This window comes from Variovorax sp. 10N420, from assembly GCF_056394705.1.
On sequence record NZ_JBFTIJ010000001.1, the window covers coordinates 118,126 to 135,030 of the forward strand.

Annotated in this window: 18 protein-coding genes; 7 read left to right on the forward strand and 11 right to left on the reverse strand. The window is 63.5% G+C overall.

Features of this window, described 5'->3' with window-relative positions:
- Positions 1 to 61: 61 nt before the first annotated feature.
- Positions 62 to 991, reverse strand: coding sequence for a manganese catalase family protein (locus tag AC1DEK_RS00570; RefSeq protein WP_478123256.1), 930 nt, complete (start codon positions 989 to 991; stop codon positions 62 to 64).
- A gap of 85 nt (positions 992 to 1,076) precedes the next feature.
- Positions 1,077 to 1,652, reverse strand: coding sequence for a DUF4142 domain-containing protein (locus tag AC1DEK_RS00575; protein ID WP_478123257.1), 576 nt, complete (start codon positions 1,650 to 1,652; stop codon positions 1,077 to 1,079).
- Between the two features lie 325 nt (positions 1,653 to 1,977).
- Here AC1DEK_RS00575 and AC1DEK_RS00580 point away from each other — a divergent pair, with 325 nt between their 5' ends.
- Positions 1,978 to 2,172 carry an aminoglycoside phosphotransferase gene (locus AC1DEK_RS00580; protein ID WP_478123258.1) on the forward strand — a complete coding sequence of 65 codons (195 nt, stop codon included), beginning with the start codon at positions 1,978 to 1,980 and terminating at the stop codon, positions 2,170 to 2,172.
- Positions 2,173 to 2,347: 175 nt separating this feature from the next.
- Here AC1DEK_RS00580 and AC1DEK_RS00585 read toward each other — a convergent pair whose 3' ends face one another.
- The 3 genes from AC1DEK_RS00585 to AC1DEK_RS00595 all read right to left on the reverse strand — a co-directional run bounded on the left by AC1DEK_RS00585 (position 2,348) and on the right by AC1DEK_RS00595 (position 4,299).
- Positions 2,348 to 2,614, reverse strand: a complete 267-nt coding sequence (locus AC1DEK_RS00585; protein ID WP_478123259.1) for a hypothetical protein — start codon at positions 2,612 to 2,614, stop codon at positions 2,348 to 2,350.
- Between the two features lie 145 nt (positions 2,615 to 2,759).
- On the reverse strand, positions 2,760 to 3,200 hold the full coding sequence (locus tag AC1DEK_RS00590) for a cyclophilin-like fold protein (protein ID WP_478123260.1): 441 nt from the start codon (positions 3,198 to 3,200) through the stop codon (positions 2,760 to 2,762).
- Positions 3,201 to 3,333: 133 nt separating this feature from the next.
- The gene (locus AC1DEK_RS00595; protein WP_478123261.1) at positions 3,334 to 4,299 is read right to left on the reverse strand and encodes an AraC family transcriptional regulator; all 966 of its coding nucleotides are present in this window, start codon (positions 4,297 to 4,299) and stop codon (positions 3,334 to 3,336) included.
- A 150-nt stretch (positions 4,300 to 4,449) separates the two neighbouring features.
- Here AC1DEK_RS00595 and AC1DEK_RS00600 point away from each other — a divergent pair, with 150 nt between their 5' ends.
- The 4 genes from AC1DEK_RS00600 to AC1DEK_RS00615 all read left to right on the forward strand — a co-directional run bounded on the left by AC1DEK_RS00600 (position 4,450) and on the right by AC1DEK_RS00615 (position 8,035).
- The gene (locus tag AC1DEK_RS00600; RefSeq protein WP_478123262.1) at positions 4,450 to 5,490 is read left to right on the forward strand and encodes a class I fructose-bisphosphate aldolase; all 1,041 of its coding nucleotides are present in this window, start codon (positions 4,450 to 4,452) and stop codon (positions 5,488 to 5,490) included.
- 121 nt (positions 5,491 to 5,611) lie between these two features.
- Positions 5,612 to 6,088 carry a MarR family winged helix-turn-helix transcriptional regulator gene (locus tag AC1DEK_RS00605; protein ID WP_478123263.1) on the forward strand — a complete coding sequence of 159 codons (477 nt, stop codon included), beginning with the start codon at positions 5,612 to 5,614 and terminating at the stop codon, positions 6,086 to 6,088.
- Positions 6,085 to 7,080, forward strand: coding sequence for an FUSC family protein (locus AC1DEK_RS00610; protein ID WP_478123264.1), 996 nt, complete (start codon positions 6,085 to 6,087; stop codon positions 7,078 to 7,080). Before AC1DEK_RS00605 ends, AC1DEK_RS00610 begins: the two co-directional genes overlap by 4 nt.
- A gap of 238 nt (positions 7,081 to 7,318) precedes the next feature.
- On the forward strand, positions 7,319 to 8,035 hold the full coding sequence (locus AC1DEK_RS00615) for a YceH family protein (protein ID WP_478123265.1): 717 nt from the start codon (positions 7,319 to 7,321) through the stop codon (positions 8,033 to 8,035).
- Between the two features lie 15 nt (positions 8,036 to 8,050).
- Here the strand turns inward: AC1DEK_RS00615 and AC1DEK_RS00620 are convergent, their stop codons facing one another.
- The gene (locus tag AC1DEK_RS00620) at positions 8,051 to 8,998 is read right to left on the reverse strand and encodes an adenylate/guanylate cyclase domain-containing protein (RefSeq protein WP_478123266.1); all 948 of its coding nucleotides are present in this window, start codon (positions 8,996 to 8,998) and stop codon (positions 8,051 to 8,053) included.
- A 376-nt stretch (positions 8,999 to 9,374) separates the two neighbouring features.
- Here AC1DEK_RS00620 and AC1DEK_RS00625 point away from each other — a divergent pair, with 376 nt between their 5' ends.
- Positions 9,375 to 9,632, forward strand: a complete 258-nt coding sequence (locus AC1DEK_RS00625; protein ID WP_478123267.1) for a hypothetical protein — start codon at positions 9,375 to 9,377, stop codon at positions 9,630 to 9,632.
- A 39-nt stretch (positions 9,633 to 9,671) separates the two neighbouring features.
- On the opposite strand, the gene AC1DEK_RS00630 is transcribed toward AC1DEK_RS00625, so the two are convergent.
- Genes AC1DEK_RS00630 through AC1DEK_RS00645 form a run of 4 tightly spaced genes read right to left on the reverse strand, consistent with a single transcriptional unit; the run spans position 9,672 to position 12,543 of the window.
- Positions 9,672 to 10,601, reverse strand: a complete 930-nt coding sequence (locus AC1DEK_RS00630) for an LD-carboxypeptidase (protein ID WP_478123268.1) — start codon at positions 10,599 to 10,601, stop codon at positions 9,672 to 9,674.
- Positions 10,598 to 11,653, reverse strand: a complete 1,056-nt coding sequence (gene tadA / locus AC1DEK_RS00635) for a tRNA adenosine(34) deaminase TadA (protein ID WP_478123269.1) — start codon at positions 11,651 to 11,653, stop codon at positions 10,598 to 10,600. Before tadA ends, AC1DEK_RS00630 begins: the two co-directional genes overlap by 4 nt.
- A gap of 10 nt (positions 11,654 to 11,663) precedes the next feature.
- A complete protein-coding gene (locus tag AC1DEK_RS00640; protein ID WP_478123270.1) occupies positions 11,664 to 11,864 on the reverse strand; it encodes a hypothetical protein in 201 nt (66 codons plus the stop codon).
- Between the two features lie 31 nt (positions 11,865 to 11,895).
- Complete coding sequence (locus tag AC1DEK_RS00645) at positions 11,896 to 12,543, reverse strand: FMN-binding negative transcriptional regulator (protein ID WP_478123271.1); 648 nt, start codon at positions 12,541 to 12,543, stop codon at positions 11,896 to 11,898.
- Between the two features lie 87 nt (positions 12,544 to 12,630).
- Between AC1DEK_RS00645 and AC1DEK_RS00650 the strand changes: the two genes are divergently transcribed.
- Positions 12,631 to 14,934 carry a glycoside hydrolase family 3 N-terminal domain-containing protein gene (locus AC1DEK_RS00650; RefSeq protein WP_478123272.1) on the forward strand — a complete coding sequence of 768 codons (2,304 nt, stop codon included), beginning with the start codon at positions 12,631 to 12,633 and terminating at the stop codon, positions 14,932 to 14,934.
- On the opposite strand, the gene AC1DEK_RS00655 is transcribed toward AC1DEK_RS00650, so the two are convergent.
- Positions 14,861 to 16,903, reverse strand: a complete 2,043-nt coding sequence (locus tag AC1DEK_RS00655; protein WP_478123273.1) for an acetyl-CoA carboxylase biotin carboxylase subunit — start codon at positions 16,901 to 16,903, stop codon at positions 14,861 to 14,863. The two genes, AC1DEK_RS00650 and AC1DEK_RS00655, sit on opposite strands and share 74 nt — an antisense overlap.
- Between the last annotated feature and the right edge of the window lie 2 nt (positions 16,904 to 16,905).

The window sequence follows — 16,905 nt, forward strand, 5'->3', positions numbered from 1 at the left end:
GCGCGTGCATCGGGCCGACCTCGGCCGGCCGCGGCCGATGAATCGGCGAATGCCGCCGCCTTCAGGCCACGGGTTTGCCCGAGACAGCCGCGCTGTCGACCGGGTTCATGGTCTCGGCCGTTTGGCCCTGGCCCAGTTCCGCACCCGTGGTGGGGTCGCCATCTCTCTGCGACTGCGTGCGCGCGGCCATCTGCTGCACCGTCGACATTTCCTCCTCGCCCAGCGAGACCGTCGCCATGCCATCGCCGCCGTCTACCGGCGAGGATTCCTGCGTCATCGGCACGTAGTTCCACTGCCCGCCCTGGTTCCAGGGACCGCGCATGCCATCGCCGCCGTTCGACATGCGGTAGTACACGCTGGTGAAGCGCGGATCGCCCGGCAGCTTGCCCGGCGGGAAGTTGGGTTCGATGGAATAGAGCGCTTTTTCGAACGACTTCTGGTGCGCGATTTCGCGCGTCATCAGGAAGGTGAGGGCGTCGCGCACGCCAGGGTCATCGGTGAGATTGATGAGGCGCTCGTACACGATCTTGGCGCGTGCCTCGGCGGCGATGTTCGAACGCAGGTCCGCGGTTGGTTCGCCGATGGTGTCGATGTAGGCGGCCGTCCACGGAACGCCTGCAGAGTTGACCAGCGGCGGGCCACCGCCATAGAGCACCTGCGTCACGTGGCTGTCATTGCCGTTTGCGGTGATGGTGCGGTAGAGCTCGCCTTGCTCTTCGACTCCCTCTGCCAGTTGGCCCTTTGCGCCCTTGTTGAGCATGCCGACGATGGTGCCGATGATTTCGAGGTGGCTCAGCTCCTCGGTGGAGATATCGAAGAGCATGTCCTTGCGGCCTGGATCGTCATCGCCCAATGCCTGCGTGAAATAGCGGCACGCCGCAGCCAATTCGCCTTGCGGCCCGCCGAACTGCTCCAGCATGAGGTTGGCGAGACCGGGATTGCTCTCGCTCACTCGAACCGTGTATTGCAGTCGCTTGTTGTGTGAAAACATGAAAGCTCCTTGCTTTGGAGGGGGTGGAAAAAACGTTTGATGCCGGACCGCTTTCGAGAGCAGGCGAGCGATCGGCGGCGGACTGTCAGGGCTTGGCACTGCCGCCGTCGCGGCTCATGCTCTGGGCGTGCTGAAGATGGCCGTCGACCACCGGCAGCATCTTCTCGGCGAGGTTCTTCACGTCGCTGTCTTTCGCGTTCTTGCTGATTTTTTCAAGCTGGTCATGCACTTTGCGGTGATCGGAGACGCCGGCCTTCTTCATGTATTGCCGGTCGAACTCCGCGCCATGCAGGCTCGACATCGCCTTGGACTCCGTCTTGTGGATCACGTCCGGCCCATCGGGCAGCTTCACGCCCTTGGTTTCAGCTACCTGCTGGACTTCTTTCAGGCCGGTGGTGTGGTCGTCGATCATCATTTGCGCGAACTGCTTGACTTGCGGGCTCTGCGCGTTCTGCAAGGCGACCTTGCCGGCCGCGACTTCGTTGATGTTGGCTTGCGCCATATCTTTGAGCGCGTTGGTGTCCGTGCGCGAAAGCTTGTTGGAGGACAACGACGATGACGCGTCGGATGAGCGCGCGGGCTGCGCATGGATGGGTTGTGGAGCCAAGGCCGCTTGCGCGACGAAGGCCGTGATCAAGGCGAGAGCCGCTGGTCGAATCATGGTGAGCACTCCAATGGTTGGCAGGCGAAGTGGCGCCTTGTTTGGTGGATGGGAACTGCCGGTGTGCAACGAGCGTGCCATCCGCCAAAACGCGCCTGGTCGCTGGAGAGAGGCTCCAGGAGCCCATCGGACAGCGATGTCTTCGCAAGGAATGCCGCAAATCTTGCGGGCAGCTGTGCATGAACTGCCGGTGTCTCTGAAGCTGTCTCCACGCTGAAATTCGATAGCCGCTGCGTTCGCCGGTGGCGCTGCGGGTTCGTCTCCTACGTGCTGGGTGATTGCATCGAAGCAAGGTCTGCAAGTGCTGTGGACCAAAGGACTTGCCATGCCTGAAGATGCGGAGATCCCGATCCCTGAGAACGCGGAGTCGTTGCGCGCGCAGTTGCAAGCGCTGGCCGAACGCGTGGGTGTCCTTGTGCCTGGCGCGCCGCTTTCGGACGAACTCGTCGCGTTTGCGGAAGGCGCGATTGCACTGGAACGACAGAGGTCGGGCCGGACAACGCAGCGCAATGGGCATTGATGGCTCTGGGTGAGTCGCTGTCGATTCGAAGAATGCAATGTATATTATGTAAACTCAAACGCGCGTGATTCAACGTGTCCAAACGGCTCATCATCCAGAGCCTGAAGACTCCTTCTCCAAGACGCCCTTCTCCGCAACACCGCAGATAGCCGGCCACGCTTCAGCGCGCAACATGTCACCGCGTGTGGAATCGCGGCCGCGCTGAATGTGAGTCTCTGAAGGATTCAAGCCAGAGCAACACCGTCGCCGTAATCCAGCCTGCGAGCGACCAAAGCACAAAGGCCAGCAGAATCGACACGAGCAGCACCTGCGAGTCAACCAGCTCATAGGGAATCAGCCTTGCAGTGGTAGCGTTGCTCGGCACCGGCGCGTAAGGCGCAACGGGCGCTGGATACAGGAGCGGCACGCCGAACAAGATCAGCGCGAGACCGGCCCCGACCATGAAGGCACGCCTGAAAAACCGCTGATAGCGCCGACGTCGTCTATGCACAAGCTCTCGCGCATCCATTTGCTGCTCCTTATCGGAGGCATTCCGCCGAACAGCCAATTTCGAGACGGCGGTCAGCGCCTGTGTGTAAGACGCATCCTCACGATGCCGTCCGCCAACCTACACTGGAGCACGCGCGCTGGCGACAAGCGCTCAGCAGATCGAGCGTCGTCTGGTCGATATCCGTCTCCGGCACTTCGATGGTTACTGTGAGCGGCCCGGCAACGCCGAACTCCTCTGCCCCGAAGTCGAGTTTTCCCAGAATGTGGACAGCGCCACTGAGCGTCTGCCCGTCGTGCCCGTAGAAGATCGTGAGATCCGGCCCGGGAGCCCAGCAGATCAGGTCGCCAATTTCATAGCCTTGGTCGGTGCGCATGCCGGTCCCCGAGATGGCGCCTGGCAACGGCCCGAATTTCTCTCGCTTGAAGAGATCGTGCATCGTGATCGTCAGGGGCAGCATGGCGACGAACTCCTCGGCCGTCTTGTTGTCCGCCAACGTGGCCGGAATCACCTTGTCGTTCAGCTTCAGATGAATCTTCATGATTGACCTCTTCGAATTGAATGGGCGCGTCGATGGACGAACGCCCTTCTGCGGCACACCGCTTCGGGTGCGCCACTGACATTTGCAAGCCGTGGGAACGGTTTTGCGGCCTCTGCCGCGCTCGTCAAGCGCTTCAGCTGGTCACGCGGCCCAACTGAAGCTCACGCAGGCGCTTGATGTCGCGTGCCGGCGGCAAGCCGAAGAAACGGCTGTATTCGCGATTGAACTGCGACTGGCTTTCATACCCCACCCGGTGCCCTGCCGTGGCGGCGTCCACGTCTTCGCTGATCATGATTCGTCGCGACTCCTGCAGGCGCAGCTGCTTCTGGAACTGCAGCGGGCTCATCGCGGTCACCGCCTTGAAATGCTGATGCAGTGATGACACGCTCATGTGGACTTCGTCCGCGAGGTCTTCCACGCGAAGCGGCTCCTGGAAGCGACGCGAGAGCACGCCGATCGCCTGGGCGATGCGCTGGCTGTGGCCGTCGACGACCGCCATCTGGGCCAGCCGCCAGCCATCCGGCGATTTCATCACCCGGTACAGGATTTCCCGCGTGATGAGCGGCGCCAACGCGGGGATGTCTTCGGGAGAGTCGAGCAGCCTGGTCAGCCGCAGCACCGGGTCCAGCAGCGTGGTCGACAACTCGCCAGTGAAGATGCCTCGCTGGGACGCCCGCTTCGGAAGCGCCTCACCCAGCCTCATCTCCAGCGCGAGCGCTGCGATGTCCTTGACGTCAAAGCTCAGGCGCAGGCCCAGGTACGGTGCTTCGGGCGATGCATCGACCACCTGCCCTGCCACCGGCAGGTTCTGCGCCACGACGAGATATTGGCTGCTGTCGTAGACGTAGACCTCGTCGCTCAGCAAAACGCGCTTGCTGCCTTGCGCCAGAACGCAAAACGCCGGCTCGTGCATGGAGTGAACGGGATGCTGCACTTGCGACGCGCGGCCCAGCATCAGGCGCGGTATGGCCGTTTCATGGCCGCCGTCAGTGACCGTGATGCGGTCGATCATGGCGGCAAGTTCGGCCCTCATCACGGTGGTTTGCAGTTGATCGTCAGGCCGATCGCTGCGCAATGCATTGTGGGTGGATGTCAGCATGGACCGAAGCTTAGGCATCTTGACGGCGCTTGTCTCCACTTGCAGGAGTCAGCCGGAGAATCGGGCAAACATCTTCAATAATTCTGCAAGGCGGGCTTGCATCACGGCACCTTCCGGTATGAGACTGGACGACTCACACGGAGGACTGCCATGACCAACCCCACCGCACTCCAGGCCACCGTCGAAGCGATCGCCCAGAAGGGCAAAGGCATTCTTGCCGCCGACGAAAGCGGCCCGACGATTGCCAAGCGTTTCAAGACGATCGGCGTCGATTCAACCGAGGAGAACCGGCGTGCATACCGAAGCCTGCTCCTTTCGACGCCGGGACTCGGCCAGTACATCAGCGGCGTCATCCTCTATGAGGAAACGCTGACCCAGCTTTCGGACGATAGCGAGCCGCTGCCTCGGCTTGCGGCGAGACAAGGCATCGTGCCCGGGATCAAGGTCGACGCGGGCAAGATCCCGCTCGCGCTTTCGCCCGGCGACGAGATCACCCAAGGGCTGGACGGGCTCGCCGAACGCCTCGAAGGCTACAAGCAACATGGCGCACGATTCGCAAAGTGGCGGGCCGTCTACAACATCAGCGACACCCTCCCCGGCCGCGCAGCCGTCAAAGCCAATGCCGAGGCTCTGGCGCGCTATGCGGCGGTCTGCCAGGAGCTCGATGTGGTGCCGATCGTCGAACCCGAAGTGCTGATCGACGGCAGTCACACCCTGGCGCGCTGCGCCGAGGTCACGCAAACGGTTCTGCGCGAAGTCTTCCATGCGCTGGATCGCCATCGCGTGGCACTCGAGCACATGTTCCTCAAGCCGAGCATGGTGATTCCGGGCAAGTCCCAGGCGCGGCAATCGAAGTGCGACGAAGTCGCGGCGCATACCCTGCGCGTACTGCGGCGCACCGTGCCGGCCGCGGTGCCGACTATCAACTTCCTGTCCGGCGGACAGTCTCCTGCCGAGGCGACGGCAAATCTTGACGCGCTGAATCGACTGGGGCCGCACCCGTGGCTCCTGAGCTATTCGTACGGACGCGCATTGCAGGACCCGGCGCTCCAGGCGTGGCAGGGCCGCTCAGCCAATGTCGGCGCGGCACAGCAGGCATTGCTCAAGCGCGCACGGCTGAATTCCGCCGCGAGCCAGGGGGCGTACAGCGCGGACATGGAAGATGCAGCCGGCGCGCCAGCGCATCGTTGAATCTTTACCGTTGACCATTTGATCGTCGATTGCGATTGCGATTGCGATTGCGGTTGCGATCTACCAAGACATGTCTTAGCATCCGGTAGCCGGAAAACTACGACGCGTCTTGGTACCTTGCATGAGCAGAACCCAACCTCCTCCCGATTCAGCACACTGCGCCATCCGCCTGCGCGGGGCCGTCACCCTTCTGGCCCGGCGCTTGCGCCCTTCGCCGCAGCAAGGCGGTCTCAGCGCGGCAAAGCTGAGTGCAATTGGCCAGCTCTACCGCGCCGGCGCAATGACGCCGACCGATCTCGCAGCGCGTGAAGGCGTCAAGCTTCAATCTCTCACGAGGCTGCTGGCAGAGCTCGAAGAAGACGGCTGGATCGCCCGCAAGGCTCATGCATCCGACGGGCGCCAATCGCTGCTGAGCCTGACCCGGACGGGCTCGAAGCGACTCGCAGCCGCCGTGCACGCGGGCGAAGCTTCGCTGGCCAAGGTCATCGGCACCACGCTCGGAGATCACGAACGCGCCGTGCTGCTGGAGGCTTGCACGTTGATCGAAAGCATCTCCGAGGTGCTCGCCGCTGAGACACACGACGCGGAGGCCGCATGAGCTGGTTTTCGATGGACGCCGAAAAGCGCCACCATGGGCTGCAGCTCGCCGCCGCGGTCGTGCTCGCCTATTTCGCTTCGAGCCTGGCGGGTCTGCCCGAGCATTTCTGGGCAGTCATGAGCACGCTCATCGTGATGCGGCCGAATTCGGCATCCACATTCGACGCCGGCTGGGATCGCGCCAAGGGCACGCTGATCGGTGTGACTGGCGGGCTGATTGGTGTCTACCTGCAGCACATGGGCGCCCATGCGCTGGCGACGACGCTCACGGTGGTCGTGCTGCTGTCTTTCGCCAGTGCCGCGAGCCCTGGGCTGCGCAGCGCTCCAGTCGCCGCGTTGATCATTCTTGCGGCGGGAGGCCTGCCGGGCCATTCGCCGTTGCAAGTGGCATTGCTGCGGATGGCGCAGATTCTCATCGGCGTGGCAGTCGCGATGGCGATCGCCATGGCCTCTTCGAGGTACCGTGCCGGCGACCGCCTTCGAACAGGTTGCGCGACGTTGCTTCGACGCTTGGCGCATCTCCTGCAGCAAGCGGATGCACGCGCGGCGCGCAACGAGTCCGACGCGGAGAAAGCAGGCGCGGCTGTTCGCGCGGCGCTCGATCGGCTGACGACACTTGCAGCTAGCGCCGATCGGGCATCACGGTTCTTCAAGCGCGCGGATGTTGCGGCCGACGGGCGGCACCACAGGAACATCGTCGGCTTGACCGGCCGCATCGTGCAGGACATCTCGCTGCTCAACCGCGTGCTGCGCGTCAAGGGTGAGCAGCAGCCGCTTCGTTGCGCGGGCGAAGCGGCGCAGGCCGTCAGCGCCGGGCTCGCAAGCGTCGCGGACGTTCTCGCCGGGCGCGGCCAGCCCGATCTGGCCGCCTTGCGCGCTACGACCCGCGCGCGGGGCCAAGATGCTCCCGACCCATTGCTCGCCGCCCCGTTGCGTCTTCTGCTCGAAGATATGCAACGTCTCGCCCGAGTGGCCGAGCAGCAACAGACCTGACGCGCTGTGTGCGGGCTGCCCCCGCCGAAGTTGTGCCGCCATTCTGTGGATAACACTGTGTGAAGTCGCGGGAGTCGCCTACGGGTCGCGTGTATCCACGCGGGTTCCCACCGCATTGCCTCCTGAATGAGCAGCGGGACAACAGGAGATTGGCAAGGCGTCGTCAGTTTGATCGCTAAGCTACATCCGTGCACCAGATCGCGCAAATCGCGCAAAAAACCAACCCCGATTTCCTGCCATGTCCAGCCCTCTTCCCGTTCTTTCGCTTCTTGAAACCCGTGTGCTTGGCGTGCTCGCTGAAAAGCAGCGGACGGTGCCCGACAGCTATCCGCTCACCCTCAACGCGCTGGTCGCGGGCTGCAACCAGAAGACCAGTCGCAACCCAATCCTCGAGATCACGGATTCGGACGCCCAGAGTGCGATCGAAAGCCTGAAGGGCCTTAGCCTCGTGCAGGAAACCAGCGGCGGCCGCGTGTTTCGCTACGCGCACAACATCGATGGCGTGTTGAGGATTCCATCGCAATCGATCATCCTGCTGGCCGTGCTGATGCTGCGCGGACCGCAGACCGCGGGAGAGCTTCGCATCGCCTCAGACCGCATGCACAACTTTGCCGACATCTCGTCCGTTGAAGGCTTCCTGGATGAAATGGCCGAGCGGCCTGCTGGTAGTCTTGTCGTGAAATTGCCGCGCCTGCCCGGCTCGCGCGAAAGCCGCTGGACCCATCTCCTCGGCGGCGAGCCTGCGGAGGTCTTGGCCTCGCCAGCAGCTTCCACGGGCGCCGACGAGATCTCGTTGAGCGAAGTCGCCGCGCTCAAGGCCCATGTCGCGCGGCTGGAGACCGAGCTCTCGAAAATGAAAACCGTGGTGACTCGGATATGTTCGGAATTGGGCATGTCGGAAATGCCCGATATGCCCCATATGCCCGATAAGCCCCGTACACCTGATGCCTCTTGAGGCACCCCGGCAGCTTCAACGTACGTCGCGTCGCGCCAGCAGCACGTTTCCGCCCGTGGTGTTGAACGAGATGGTCGGCGCGCTGAAGTCGCTCAGCGGCGCCCCCAGGCCTATTTCGCCGCTGCCATGCAACACGCATTCGTCGCGCCGCAGTGCGATCTCGCCGCTGGCGCCAGCCGTGCCATGAAAGCGCACCCAGGTGCCGTACGTGCTGACATCCACGAGCACGCAGCTGCCATTGCGCGATTCGATGCGTGCATGCAGGCGTGAAACGCGGGGATCGTTGACCACGAATTGCGCCTCGTCGACCCGGCCCAGGTGAATGGGCAACTCTTCGGCCCGAAACATCGAGCGCACGTCGAGCCAAGCCAGCTCGATCTGCCCGAAGGATGAATCGGCGGCTCGCGCCGACTGAACCAGCGAAGCCGGCATCGTCAGGAACTCGGAGACCTCGTCCTGCCAGTCGATCCTGTGAACGATCGGCATCTCGTTCTTGCCGCGAATGTTGATGGGGCCGAGGCTGCGATGACGGACTTCGCCGCCATGAAATTGATCGATGACGGATTCGGTCGCCCAGATCTGGCCGGGGCCTGCGAGATCGCTCAGGCGCGATGCCAGGTTGACGGCGTCGCCATAGCAATCGCCATCGACCTGCACGATTTCCCCGCTCGCGACGCCGATCTGAAGCTCCATGCGCAGAGGCGCAGGCCAGGTTTGCAGCCGCTTCTGATGATTGCGCTGCATTTCGAGCGCGGCACGGGTGGCCGTGATGCCGTTTCCGAACACGGCCAGCACGCCATCGCCGAGCGTCTTCACGACCCGGCCACTGTGGGATTCACACACACCACCAATCCATTGGGTCAGCCGAGTCACCGTCTCGGTCGCGCGCGCGTTTCCCATGGCCTCGAAGACCCTGGTACTCCCCGTCAAGTCAGCAAATACGACAGTGGATTCGGCGCCCATGTGTGCAGTTTTTGGTAGCTCTCGCTTCCGGATTATGGCAAAGGAGCAAAAAAAGACGGCCTTCCGGAGCCAAATCGCGCGACTTCAGCTTGAACCTGTTGCTTTTTCATTTTGGCGGACCCTGGTTGCAACTGTTGCATTTAGACAAGTAACACTTCCGTACTCTTATTGGACCAAAGCTTGAAGTGAATCGTGAAGTATGTTGTTTTTAAACGCGAAATGTCGTTTCGCCTCTTGTGCGTGAAAGGGGGCCGCCGTAACGTACTCACTCATCAAGGCTCTCGGCACCCGCCTTTACGCAATGGTCTCCCTCAGCAGGTTCTTCCGCATTCTGTCTCTCCCAGGTTTCGGCTCGCGTCGTTCCGCGGACCGTCAGATGGGTCGGATTCGCACCGCCATGCTGTCGCTCCTGCAGGTTCACGGGGGGCACTCGGTGCAACGTGTTGCACAGCGCGTGCGCTTCGCGGGCGACCTCGAGGCGCTTTGGTATCTGCGCCAGGATGTGCTGACGGCGCTGAGCGCGGTCGACGGTGAAGTCGCAGCGCGACGCCAGATGCGCCAGATCAATCGCCTGTTCAAGGGCGGCCTCCCGCACACGATGGGTCCGAGGACCCACCAGCGCATCACCACCTGAGCCGAGCGACGCCCAGCGCTCGAGGTTCAACGTCAACGCTCAATGAGCGTGGCGATGTCCCCAGACCATGAAGACGTCGCGCCCGTCGGCGGCAATTTCCACCTTCGCGCCGACCGGCAGCAGAACCTTGGTCGGCACGTGACCAAAAGGTAGCCCGGTCAACACCGGCGCCTTGATCAACTCCCGCAATCTCGCCGTCACGGTCTGCATGCCGAAGCCGCGATCGTGCGGCACCTTTCGGATCCCCGTGAACTGTCCCAGGATCACCGCTTTCTGGCGCGCGAGAACGCCGGCGTGGCGCAACTGGTCGAGCATGCGTTCGATGCGATAAGGATGCTCGTTGACGTCCTCCAGGAACAGCACGCCCTTATCGATCGTCGGGAAATATGGCGTTCCGAGCAGGCTGGTCAGCACGCAGAGATTGCCTCCCCACAGCACCGCGCCGTGAATGCCGCGAAACGAGCCCACGTCGGCCGCGTCGCGCGCCGGCATCCGCCAGCCGGTGCCTTCGCCCTGCCCGCACAGCAGGTCGTCGAAGCAGGCTTCCATGATGTCGTCCGCGCCTGCTTCCGCGCCGAAATCTTCGCCGATTGCCGGGCCGGCCCAGGTCACGCTGCCGGTCTTCGCCAACAGCGCGCTCTGGAAGGCAGTGAAATCGCTGAGTCCGACGAACTCGGTGCCGCGATGGATGGCCTTGGCAACGGCCTTGTACGGAATCGCGTCGAGGATGCGCGTCAGCCCATACCCGCCACGCGAGATGAGTGCCACGTCGGCGCCGCTGGCCGCAGCACGCGAGATGGAGGCCAGCCGAACGGCATCGTCGCCGGCAAAGCGCTGATGGGTGGCAAGCGCGGCTTCGTCGATCTCGACCTCGTGGCCCAATGCCTGGAGGCGCTTGACGCCCCGCTTGAAAGCGGCCTTGTCGCGCACCGCACTGGACGGCGAATAGATATAGATGTGTTTTTTCACGGGGCGAAGTATCCCATCGCATCCTTGGCGATTTGTGCCGCCTGCGCTGCCGAAGGGCCCGAGACACGTCTTTGAACGGCCCCCAGCGCTCGGAGGCCGGCCTCATAGCCGCGGTCAGCGAACGGTGCTCGCCATGCATCGGCGGCCTGGGCGCCTTCGTCGGGCGCGCAAAGCACCTTGGCAAAACGCCCGGGAGCCGCATCGACGAGAAGCGAGGCCAGCCCGGACGCGCCCGCGCTATGCACCAGCACGAGCGGTCTGGCGTCGAGTTGGTCGATCCATTCGAGCAGCACATCGCGGTGCCACTCCAGCCGATGGATCGCCTCGCGCTTGGGCTTGTCGCTCTTGCCGAAGCCGATGAGATCCGGCGCCAGGACGCGAAGCTGACCGAGACTGGCAAGGTGCCGAAAGAAGTAGCTCCATTCACCCGGCCCGTGCAGGCACAGGAGCGCGAATAGTCCCTCGGTGGGGCCTTCGTCGAGGTAGTGCATCCTCCATCCCTGCAGGCTCGGCAGGTCGCACACGTAGTGCGATTCGAAGGGGTAGTCAGCCAGCGCGCTGAAACGTTCGGCCGGCGTGCGCAAGGCATCGTCGCGCAACGGTTCGGCTGCTTCGCGCAGCGCGCCGCGGCGACCGCGAAAAAACCCTTGCAAAAGCTTCTGGCATTGCGCCGCCATCACCCCGCCTTTGACGGCAGTGTGGTGATTCAGTTGCGATTGCGCGAACAGATCAAGCACCGAGCCCGCCGCGCCGGTCTTCGGATCGCTCGCGCCGAACACGACGCGCTTCAGCCTCGCATGCAACATCGCGCCGGCGCACATCGCGCAGGGCTCGAGCGTCACGAAGAGCTCGCAGCCATCGAGGCGATAGTTTCCGAGCGCCTCCCCTGCCGCGCGCAGCGCATTGATTTCAGCGTGCGCGCTGGGGTCGTGCAGCGCGACGGGGGCGTTGCGTCCGCTGGCGATGAGCACGCCGCCCTTGATCACCACCGCGCCGACCGGTACTTCGCCGGCGTCCGCGGCCTGCCTCGCCTCCGCGAGCGCCGATTCCATCCAATGCGCGTCAGTTGTCATCCGGCATGGAACGCGGCTGCTGCGCCGCTTCGATGGATTGCTTGATCTGCTGCTGAATCTGCTGGCTCTGGGCACGAACGTCGCCGGTCGGCGCGGCCCCAGTCGCCGCGGCGGCGCCGGCCGGCAAAACGGGAGCGGCGACCACGTTCAACTGCTTTTTCACGAGCACCCCGGCAATGAGCAGCGCCATCAGAAGTCCGATGAGTCCAAGGGCGCGCATCTCAGATATCCTCCGCCTTCATTCCGTCGGTCACGGTCATGCCTAGACGCTTCATCCATCCGGCGAGCGCCCTTTCGTCGGACGAGCCCACGCTGTATTGCGCGTGCATGGCGGGATGCGACTCCTTGCGGTGCTGATTGAGCTTGAGCTTGCACTGGAGCGCAGTCACGCGCAGTTCGAACCCCACGATGCCGTTGAGCATCTTGTTCTGGAACTCCTCGCCCAGGTCGCGCCACTGCTGCGCATACGCCGGCTCGTGCTGGCCGATCAGGCGCTTGAGGAGCGCATCCTTTTCGGCAGGTAACTCGATCAGGCTTGCCTCGACCGTGCAGTGCACGGCCAGGTAGTTCCAGGTCGGAACTCGCGCAAGGTCGGGATACACAGAAGGCGACATGTAGGCGTGCGGGCCGAGGAAAGTCACCACGGCCCTGGGCCTTTCATGCAGGTAGCGCCAGTGCGGGTTGGGCTTGGCGCAATGCCCCAGCAGCACCAGTTCGCCGGAGGGTCTTTCGTCCGCCACCAGCGGCAGATGGCTGACAAAGGGCAATCCTTCGTCGTCGGTCGAAATCAGGCTGGCAAAGGCGTGCGCGCGCATCAACTCCAAGGCGATTGCGCGATCGGTGGCATTGAACTGCGGAGGCATGTACATGGTTCGGACCCTGCGGAAGCGGAGAAAGGAACGCCCGATTGTCCCCGAGCAGCCTCGTTGCGCGCGCCATCCGCGAAAATGGTCGCCATGAGTGTTTGCAGATTTCCGGCAGCGGCCGCCCTCCTCCTCTTTTTCGCGGCTGGCATCACAGGCTGTTCCACCACGGTCCATCAATCGCTTGGCGAAGCGCGCATCGAATCGCTGATCGCCCGCATGACCGTCGAAGAAAAAGTCGGCCAGCTCAGCCTCTACGCGCCCGCCGGCGTGGACATCGTGGCCAACCCGCAAGCCGCAAAACAAAGCGTCGACCAGCAACTGGCCGACATCCGCGCCGGCCGCGTGACGGGTCTCTTCAACGACGAAGGCCTTGAAGGCAAACGGCAAGCGCAGCAAGCGGCCGTCAATGAATCGCGCCTGGGCATTCCGCTGATCTTCGGCGCGGACATCATCCATGGCTTTCGCACCGTGTTTCCGGTCCCGCTGGCCGAATCGGCGAGCTGGGAGCCGGCGCTGGCAGAGCGCACGGCGCGGGCTTCGGCGCAAGAAGCCAGTGCCGATGGCTTCCGATGGACTTTTGCACCGATGGTCGACATCGCGCGCGACGCGCGCTGGGGCCGCGGCGTCGAAGGCGCTGGCGAAGACGTTTACCTCGGCCGCCAGTTCGCGGCATCGCGGGTGCATGGCTTTCAGGGTGCCGATCTGTCGCGCGCGGACTCGATGCTCGCCACGCCCAAGCATTTCGCCGGCTACGGCGCCGCCGAGGGTGGACTGGACTACAACACCGTCGACCTGTCGGACCGAACATTGCGCGAGGTCTATCTGCCGCCTTTTCGGGCGGCCATCGACGCCGGCGCGCTGTCGATCATGAGCGCCTTCAACGAGATCGGCGGCATTCCGTCGAACGCCAATCCATCCTTGCTGACGGGCGTGCTGCGCGACGAATGGCGTTTTCAGGGCTTCGTCGTGTCGGACTACACGGCCGACGAAGAGCTCATCGCGCATGGCTTTGCCGCGGATGGGCGGGAAGCGGCGCGGCGCGCATTCCTCGCCGGCACCGACGTCAGCATGCAGAGCGGCTTGTACATGAAGTACCTCCCGGCGCTCGTGGCGGCGGGCGAGGTGCCGAAGTCGCGGCTGGACGAAGCAGTCCGCCGTGTGCTGCGCGTCAAGACGAAGCTCGGATTGTTCGACCAGCCCTTCCGTGGCCTGGACGACAAACCGACAGGCTCCCGCTTCGACATGGCTGCACATCAGGCGTTGGCGCGCGAAGCGGCGACCCGCTCCATCGTGATGCTCAAGAACGAGGGCGATCTGCTGCCGCTGCCCAAATCCGGCAAGAAGATCGCCTTGATCGGGCCCTTCGCCGGCACGTCGGACCTGTTCGGCCCATGGCGCATTTTTCCGGATCAGGCGCCGCCGGTCGGCATTGAAGATGCACTGCGCAGCCGCCTGTCTTCGCCCGATTCGCTGACGGTGGTGCGAGGTTCGGACGTGGACGCGCCCCTCGAAGGCGGCATTGCCGCGGCAGTGGCAGCGGCCAAGGATGCGGATGTCGTGGTGCTGTCGATTGGTGAAAACGAACAAATGTCCGGCGAATCGCGGTCACGGTCGGACATCGAAATCCCGAAAGCTCAGCAGGATCTCGCGAATGCCGTGGCTGCGACAGGCAAGCCCGTGGTGATCCTCCTGCGCAATGGCCGGGCACTCGCACTCGAGGGCGCTGTGCGGGGCGCCAATGCGATCGTCGTCACCTGGTTCCTGGGCTCCCAGACCGGACCCGCCATCGCTGACGTGCTCTTCGGCGATGCAAATCCGTCCGGCCGCCTGCCCGTGAGCTTTCCGCAGACACCGGGCCAGGTGCCCTACTACTATAGCCACAAGCGCACTGGCCGGCCGCAGCTCGCCAACGCGCCAGCGCAGATGTACAAGGCTCGCTACCTGGATGCCACCAACGACGCGCTCTACCCCTTTGGCTATGGGCTGGGCTATGCGCGAGTGCGCTATGACTCGCTCGAACTCAAATCAGGGCGCATGAATTGGAATGGCAAGCTCGATCTGCGCGCGCGCGTGACGAACACCGGCGCACGCGACGCGGACGAAGTCGTGCAGCTCTACATTGGCGCCCGGGCCGCGAGCGTGACGCGACCTGTGCGCGAACTCAAGGGTTTTCGCAAGGTGCGGATCAAGCCCGGTCAAACGGTCGATGTGGATTTCACTTTGTCTCGCGCCGACTTGATGTTCATCGGTCAGGACCTGAAGCCGACCGTCGAGGCCGGTTCATTCGACTTGTGGGTGGGCCCCTCGGCCACCCAGGGCCTCAAGAGCAGCTTCGCGCTGGCTCCGGACCCGGAATCTCAATCGCAATGGCAGTCACAAGCGGAATCGGATTGATCTCGGCGAGCACGCGGTTGGCTGCCACCTGATCACCGATCGCCACGTGCAGGGCCGCAAGTCTCCCGCTCGCCGGAGCGATATGGACGTGCTCCATCTTCATCGCCTCCAGCGTCACGATCGCCTGGCCGGCCTTGACCTGCTGCCCCGCCTCGGCCGATATCGCCACCACGCGTCCATTCATCGATGCCCGCAGCTTGCCGTCTCCGCCGGCGTCGCCCTGCCGGACCGAGGCAGCGCGCGTCTTGTCTTCGATATGGAACGACAGACCGCGATAGCCGATCAGGAGCGCCGGTCCGTCTCGATGGTAGGCAACACCTTCGACCACGCCATCGCAGATGAAGCGCACGGCCTCATCGCTGAGAGACATGAGTTCGACCTCGTAGCTCTTTTCCGTGAAAGTGACATCGAAGCGCTGTTGAGAGCCGACCAAGCTCGCATTGCAAAGCTTTCCGTCGATCTCGAAGCGCAAAGAATTTGGCACGCTGTGCCACATGCGACGTTCATTCGACGGGGGACGATGCTCCACGCTTGTCTCACAAAGCAGCACGGCAGCAAGCGCAGTGGCGCGCTCGCGCGCGACAGCGTCGATGGCAAGCAATTCTTCAATGTGCTGGCCGATGAAGGCCGTCGTGGCTTGGCCGCTCGCGAATGCCGGATGGGAAATGCAACGCCGCAAAAAGGCCTGGTTGGTCGTCACACCGAGCGCCACCATGTCTTCCAGACCCGACGCAAGCTTGCGTCGCGCCTCATCGCGCGTGCGGCCGTGGCTGATGATCTTCGCGACCATGGAGTCGTAGAACGGCGGTATCTCGACGCCGTCATGCAATGCGTCTTCGACACGCAACCGCTTCGGCGGTTTCCAGAGAGCGACCGTCCCGCTTTGCGGCATGAAGCCTTTGTCGGCGTCTTCCGCGCACAGCCGCACTTCGATGGCATGGCCGTCGAATCGGACTTGCTCTTGCGAAATCGGCAGTGCCTCGCCCGCAGCGATTCGCAGCTGCAATTCCACCAGATCGAGTCCGGTCACGGCCTCGGTCACGGGGTGCTCGACTTGCAGCCGGGTGTTCATCTCCATGAAGTAGAAATTGCCTTCGCGGTCGAGCAGGAATTCAAGCGTGCCTGCGCCTTCGTAGCCTATCGCCTTTACCGCTGCCAGTGCAGCCGCACCCATGCGTTCGCGAAGCTCGGGGTCCACCGCGGGTGACGGCGCTTCTTCGATCAATTTCTGGTGACGGCGCTGCACGGAACAATCGCGTTCGCCAAGATGAATCGCATTGCCGTGGCGGTCCGCAAGAATCTGGATTTCGATGTGGCGCGGCTCGACGATGGCGCGCTCGAGGAGCACATCCGCATTGCCGAAGGCGCTCTGCGCTTCCGATCGCGCGCTGCGCAACAGGCCTGAAAACTCGTCCGCGGACGGGACGAGCCTCATGCCCCGACCTCCCCCGCCCGCCACTGCCTTGATCATCACGGGAAAGCCGATGCGTGCCGCTTCCCGTCCGAGGCAATCTTCGCCCTGACCATCGCCCTGGTAGCCCATGATGCACGGCACGCCGGCTGCCTGCATCAACGCCTTGGCGGCGGCCTTGTTGCCCATCGAAGCGATCACCTCGGCCGATGGGCCGATGAACACCAGCCCTGCATCCTTGCAAGCTTGCGCAAAGTCTTCGTTCTCCGCAAGAAATCCGTAGCCCGGATGCACCGCATCGGCACCCGTGCGTTTCGCGGCTTCGATGATGGAAGGAATGTTCAGGTAGGACTGCGCCGGAAGCGGCTCGCCAATGCAGACGGCCTGGTCGGCCTCTCGCACGTGGCGAGCGAGCCTGTCTGCGGTCGAATAGACCGCCACCGTGCGATAGCCGAGAGCGCGAGCGCTTCGAATCACGCGCAATGCAATTTCGCCTCGATTGGCGATGAGCACCTTGTGGAAAGGCGTGGCGTGCGAAATGGATGCGGGTGCTGTCATGA

What these genes read in the sequence shown, in the direction of transcription:
- AC1DEK_RS00570 (WP_478123256.1), bottom strand. Translation starts at nt 991, where the DNA reads ATGTTTTCACACAACAAGCGACTGCAATACACGGTTCGAGTGAGCGAG.
- AC1DEK_RS00615 (WP_478123265.1), top strand. Translation starts at nt 7,319, where the DNA reads ATGTCCAGCCCTCTTCCCGTTCTTTCGCTTCTTGAAACCCGTGTGCTT.
- AC1DEK_RS00605 (WP_478123263.1), top strand. Translation starts at nt 5,612, where the DNA reads ATGAGCAGAACCCAACCTCCTCCCGATTCAGCACACTGCGCCATCCGC.
- AC1DEK_RS00610 (WP_478123264.1), top strand. Translation starts at nt 6,085, where the DNA reads ATGAGCTGGTTTTCGATGGACGCCGAAAAGCGCCACCATGGGCTGCAG.
- AC1DEK_RS00640 (WP_478123270.1), bottom strand. Translation starts at nt 11,864, where the DNA reads ATGGCGCTGCTCATTGCCGGGGTGCTCGTGAAAAAGCAGTTGAACGTG.
- AC1DEK_RS00645 (WP_478123271.1), bottom strand. Translation starts at nt 12,543, where the DNA reads ATGTACATGCCTCCGCAGTTCAATGCCACCGATCGCGCAATCGCCTTG.
- AC1DEK_RS00625 (WP_478123267.1), top strand. Translation starts at nt 9,375, where the DNA reads ATGGGTCGGATTCGCACCGCCATGCTGTCGCTCCTGCAGGTTCACGGG.
- tadA (WP_478123269.1), bottom strand. Translation starts at nt 11,653, where the DNA reads ATGGAATCGGCGCTCGCGGAGGCGAGGCAGGCCGCGGACGCCGGCGAA.
- AC1DEK_RS00595 (WP_478123261.1), bottom strand. Translation starts at nt 4,299, where the DNA reads ATGCTGACATCCACCCACAATGCATTGCGCAGCGATCGGCCTGACGAT.
- AC1DEK_RS00655 (WP_478123273.1), bottom strand. Translation starts at nt 16,903, where the DNA reads ATGACAGCACCCGCATCCATTTCGCACGCCACGCCTTTCCACAAGGTG.
- AC1DEK_RS00585 (WP_478123259.1), bottom strand. Translation starts at nt 2,614, where the DNA reads ATGGTCGGGGCCGGTCTCGCGCTGATCTTGTTCGGCGTGCCGCTCCTG.
- AC1DEK_RS00590 (WP_478123260.1), bottom strand. Translation starts at nt 3,200, where the DNA reads ATGAAGATTCATCTGAAGCTGAACGACAAGGTGATTCCGGCCACGTTG.
- AC1DEK_RS00650 (WP_478123272.1), top strand. Translation starts at nt 12,631, where the DNA reads ATGAGTGTTTGCAGATTTCCGGCAGCGGCCGCCCTCCTCCTCTTTTTC.
- AC1DEK_RS00575 (WP_478123257.1), bottom strand. Translation starts at nt 1,652, where the DNA reads ATGATTCGACCAGCGGCTCTCGCCTTGATCACGGCCTTCGTCGCGCAA.
- AC1DEK_RS00600 (WP_478123262.1), top strand. Translation starts at nt 4,450, where the DNA reads ATGACCAACCCCACCGCACTCCAGGCCACCGTCGAAGCGATCGCCCAG.
- AC1DEK_RS00620 (WP_478123266.1), bottom strand. Translation starts at nt 8,998, where the DNA reads ATGGGCGCCGAATCCACTGTCGTATTTGCTGACTTGACGGGGAGTACC.
- AC1DEK_RS00580 (WP_478123258.1), top strand. Translation starts at nt 1,978, where the DNA reads ATGCCTGAAGATGCGGAGATCCCGATCCCTGAGAACGCGGAGTCGTTG.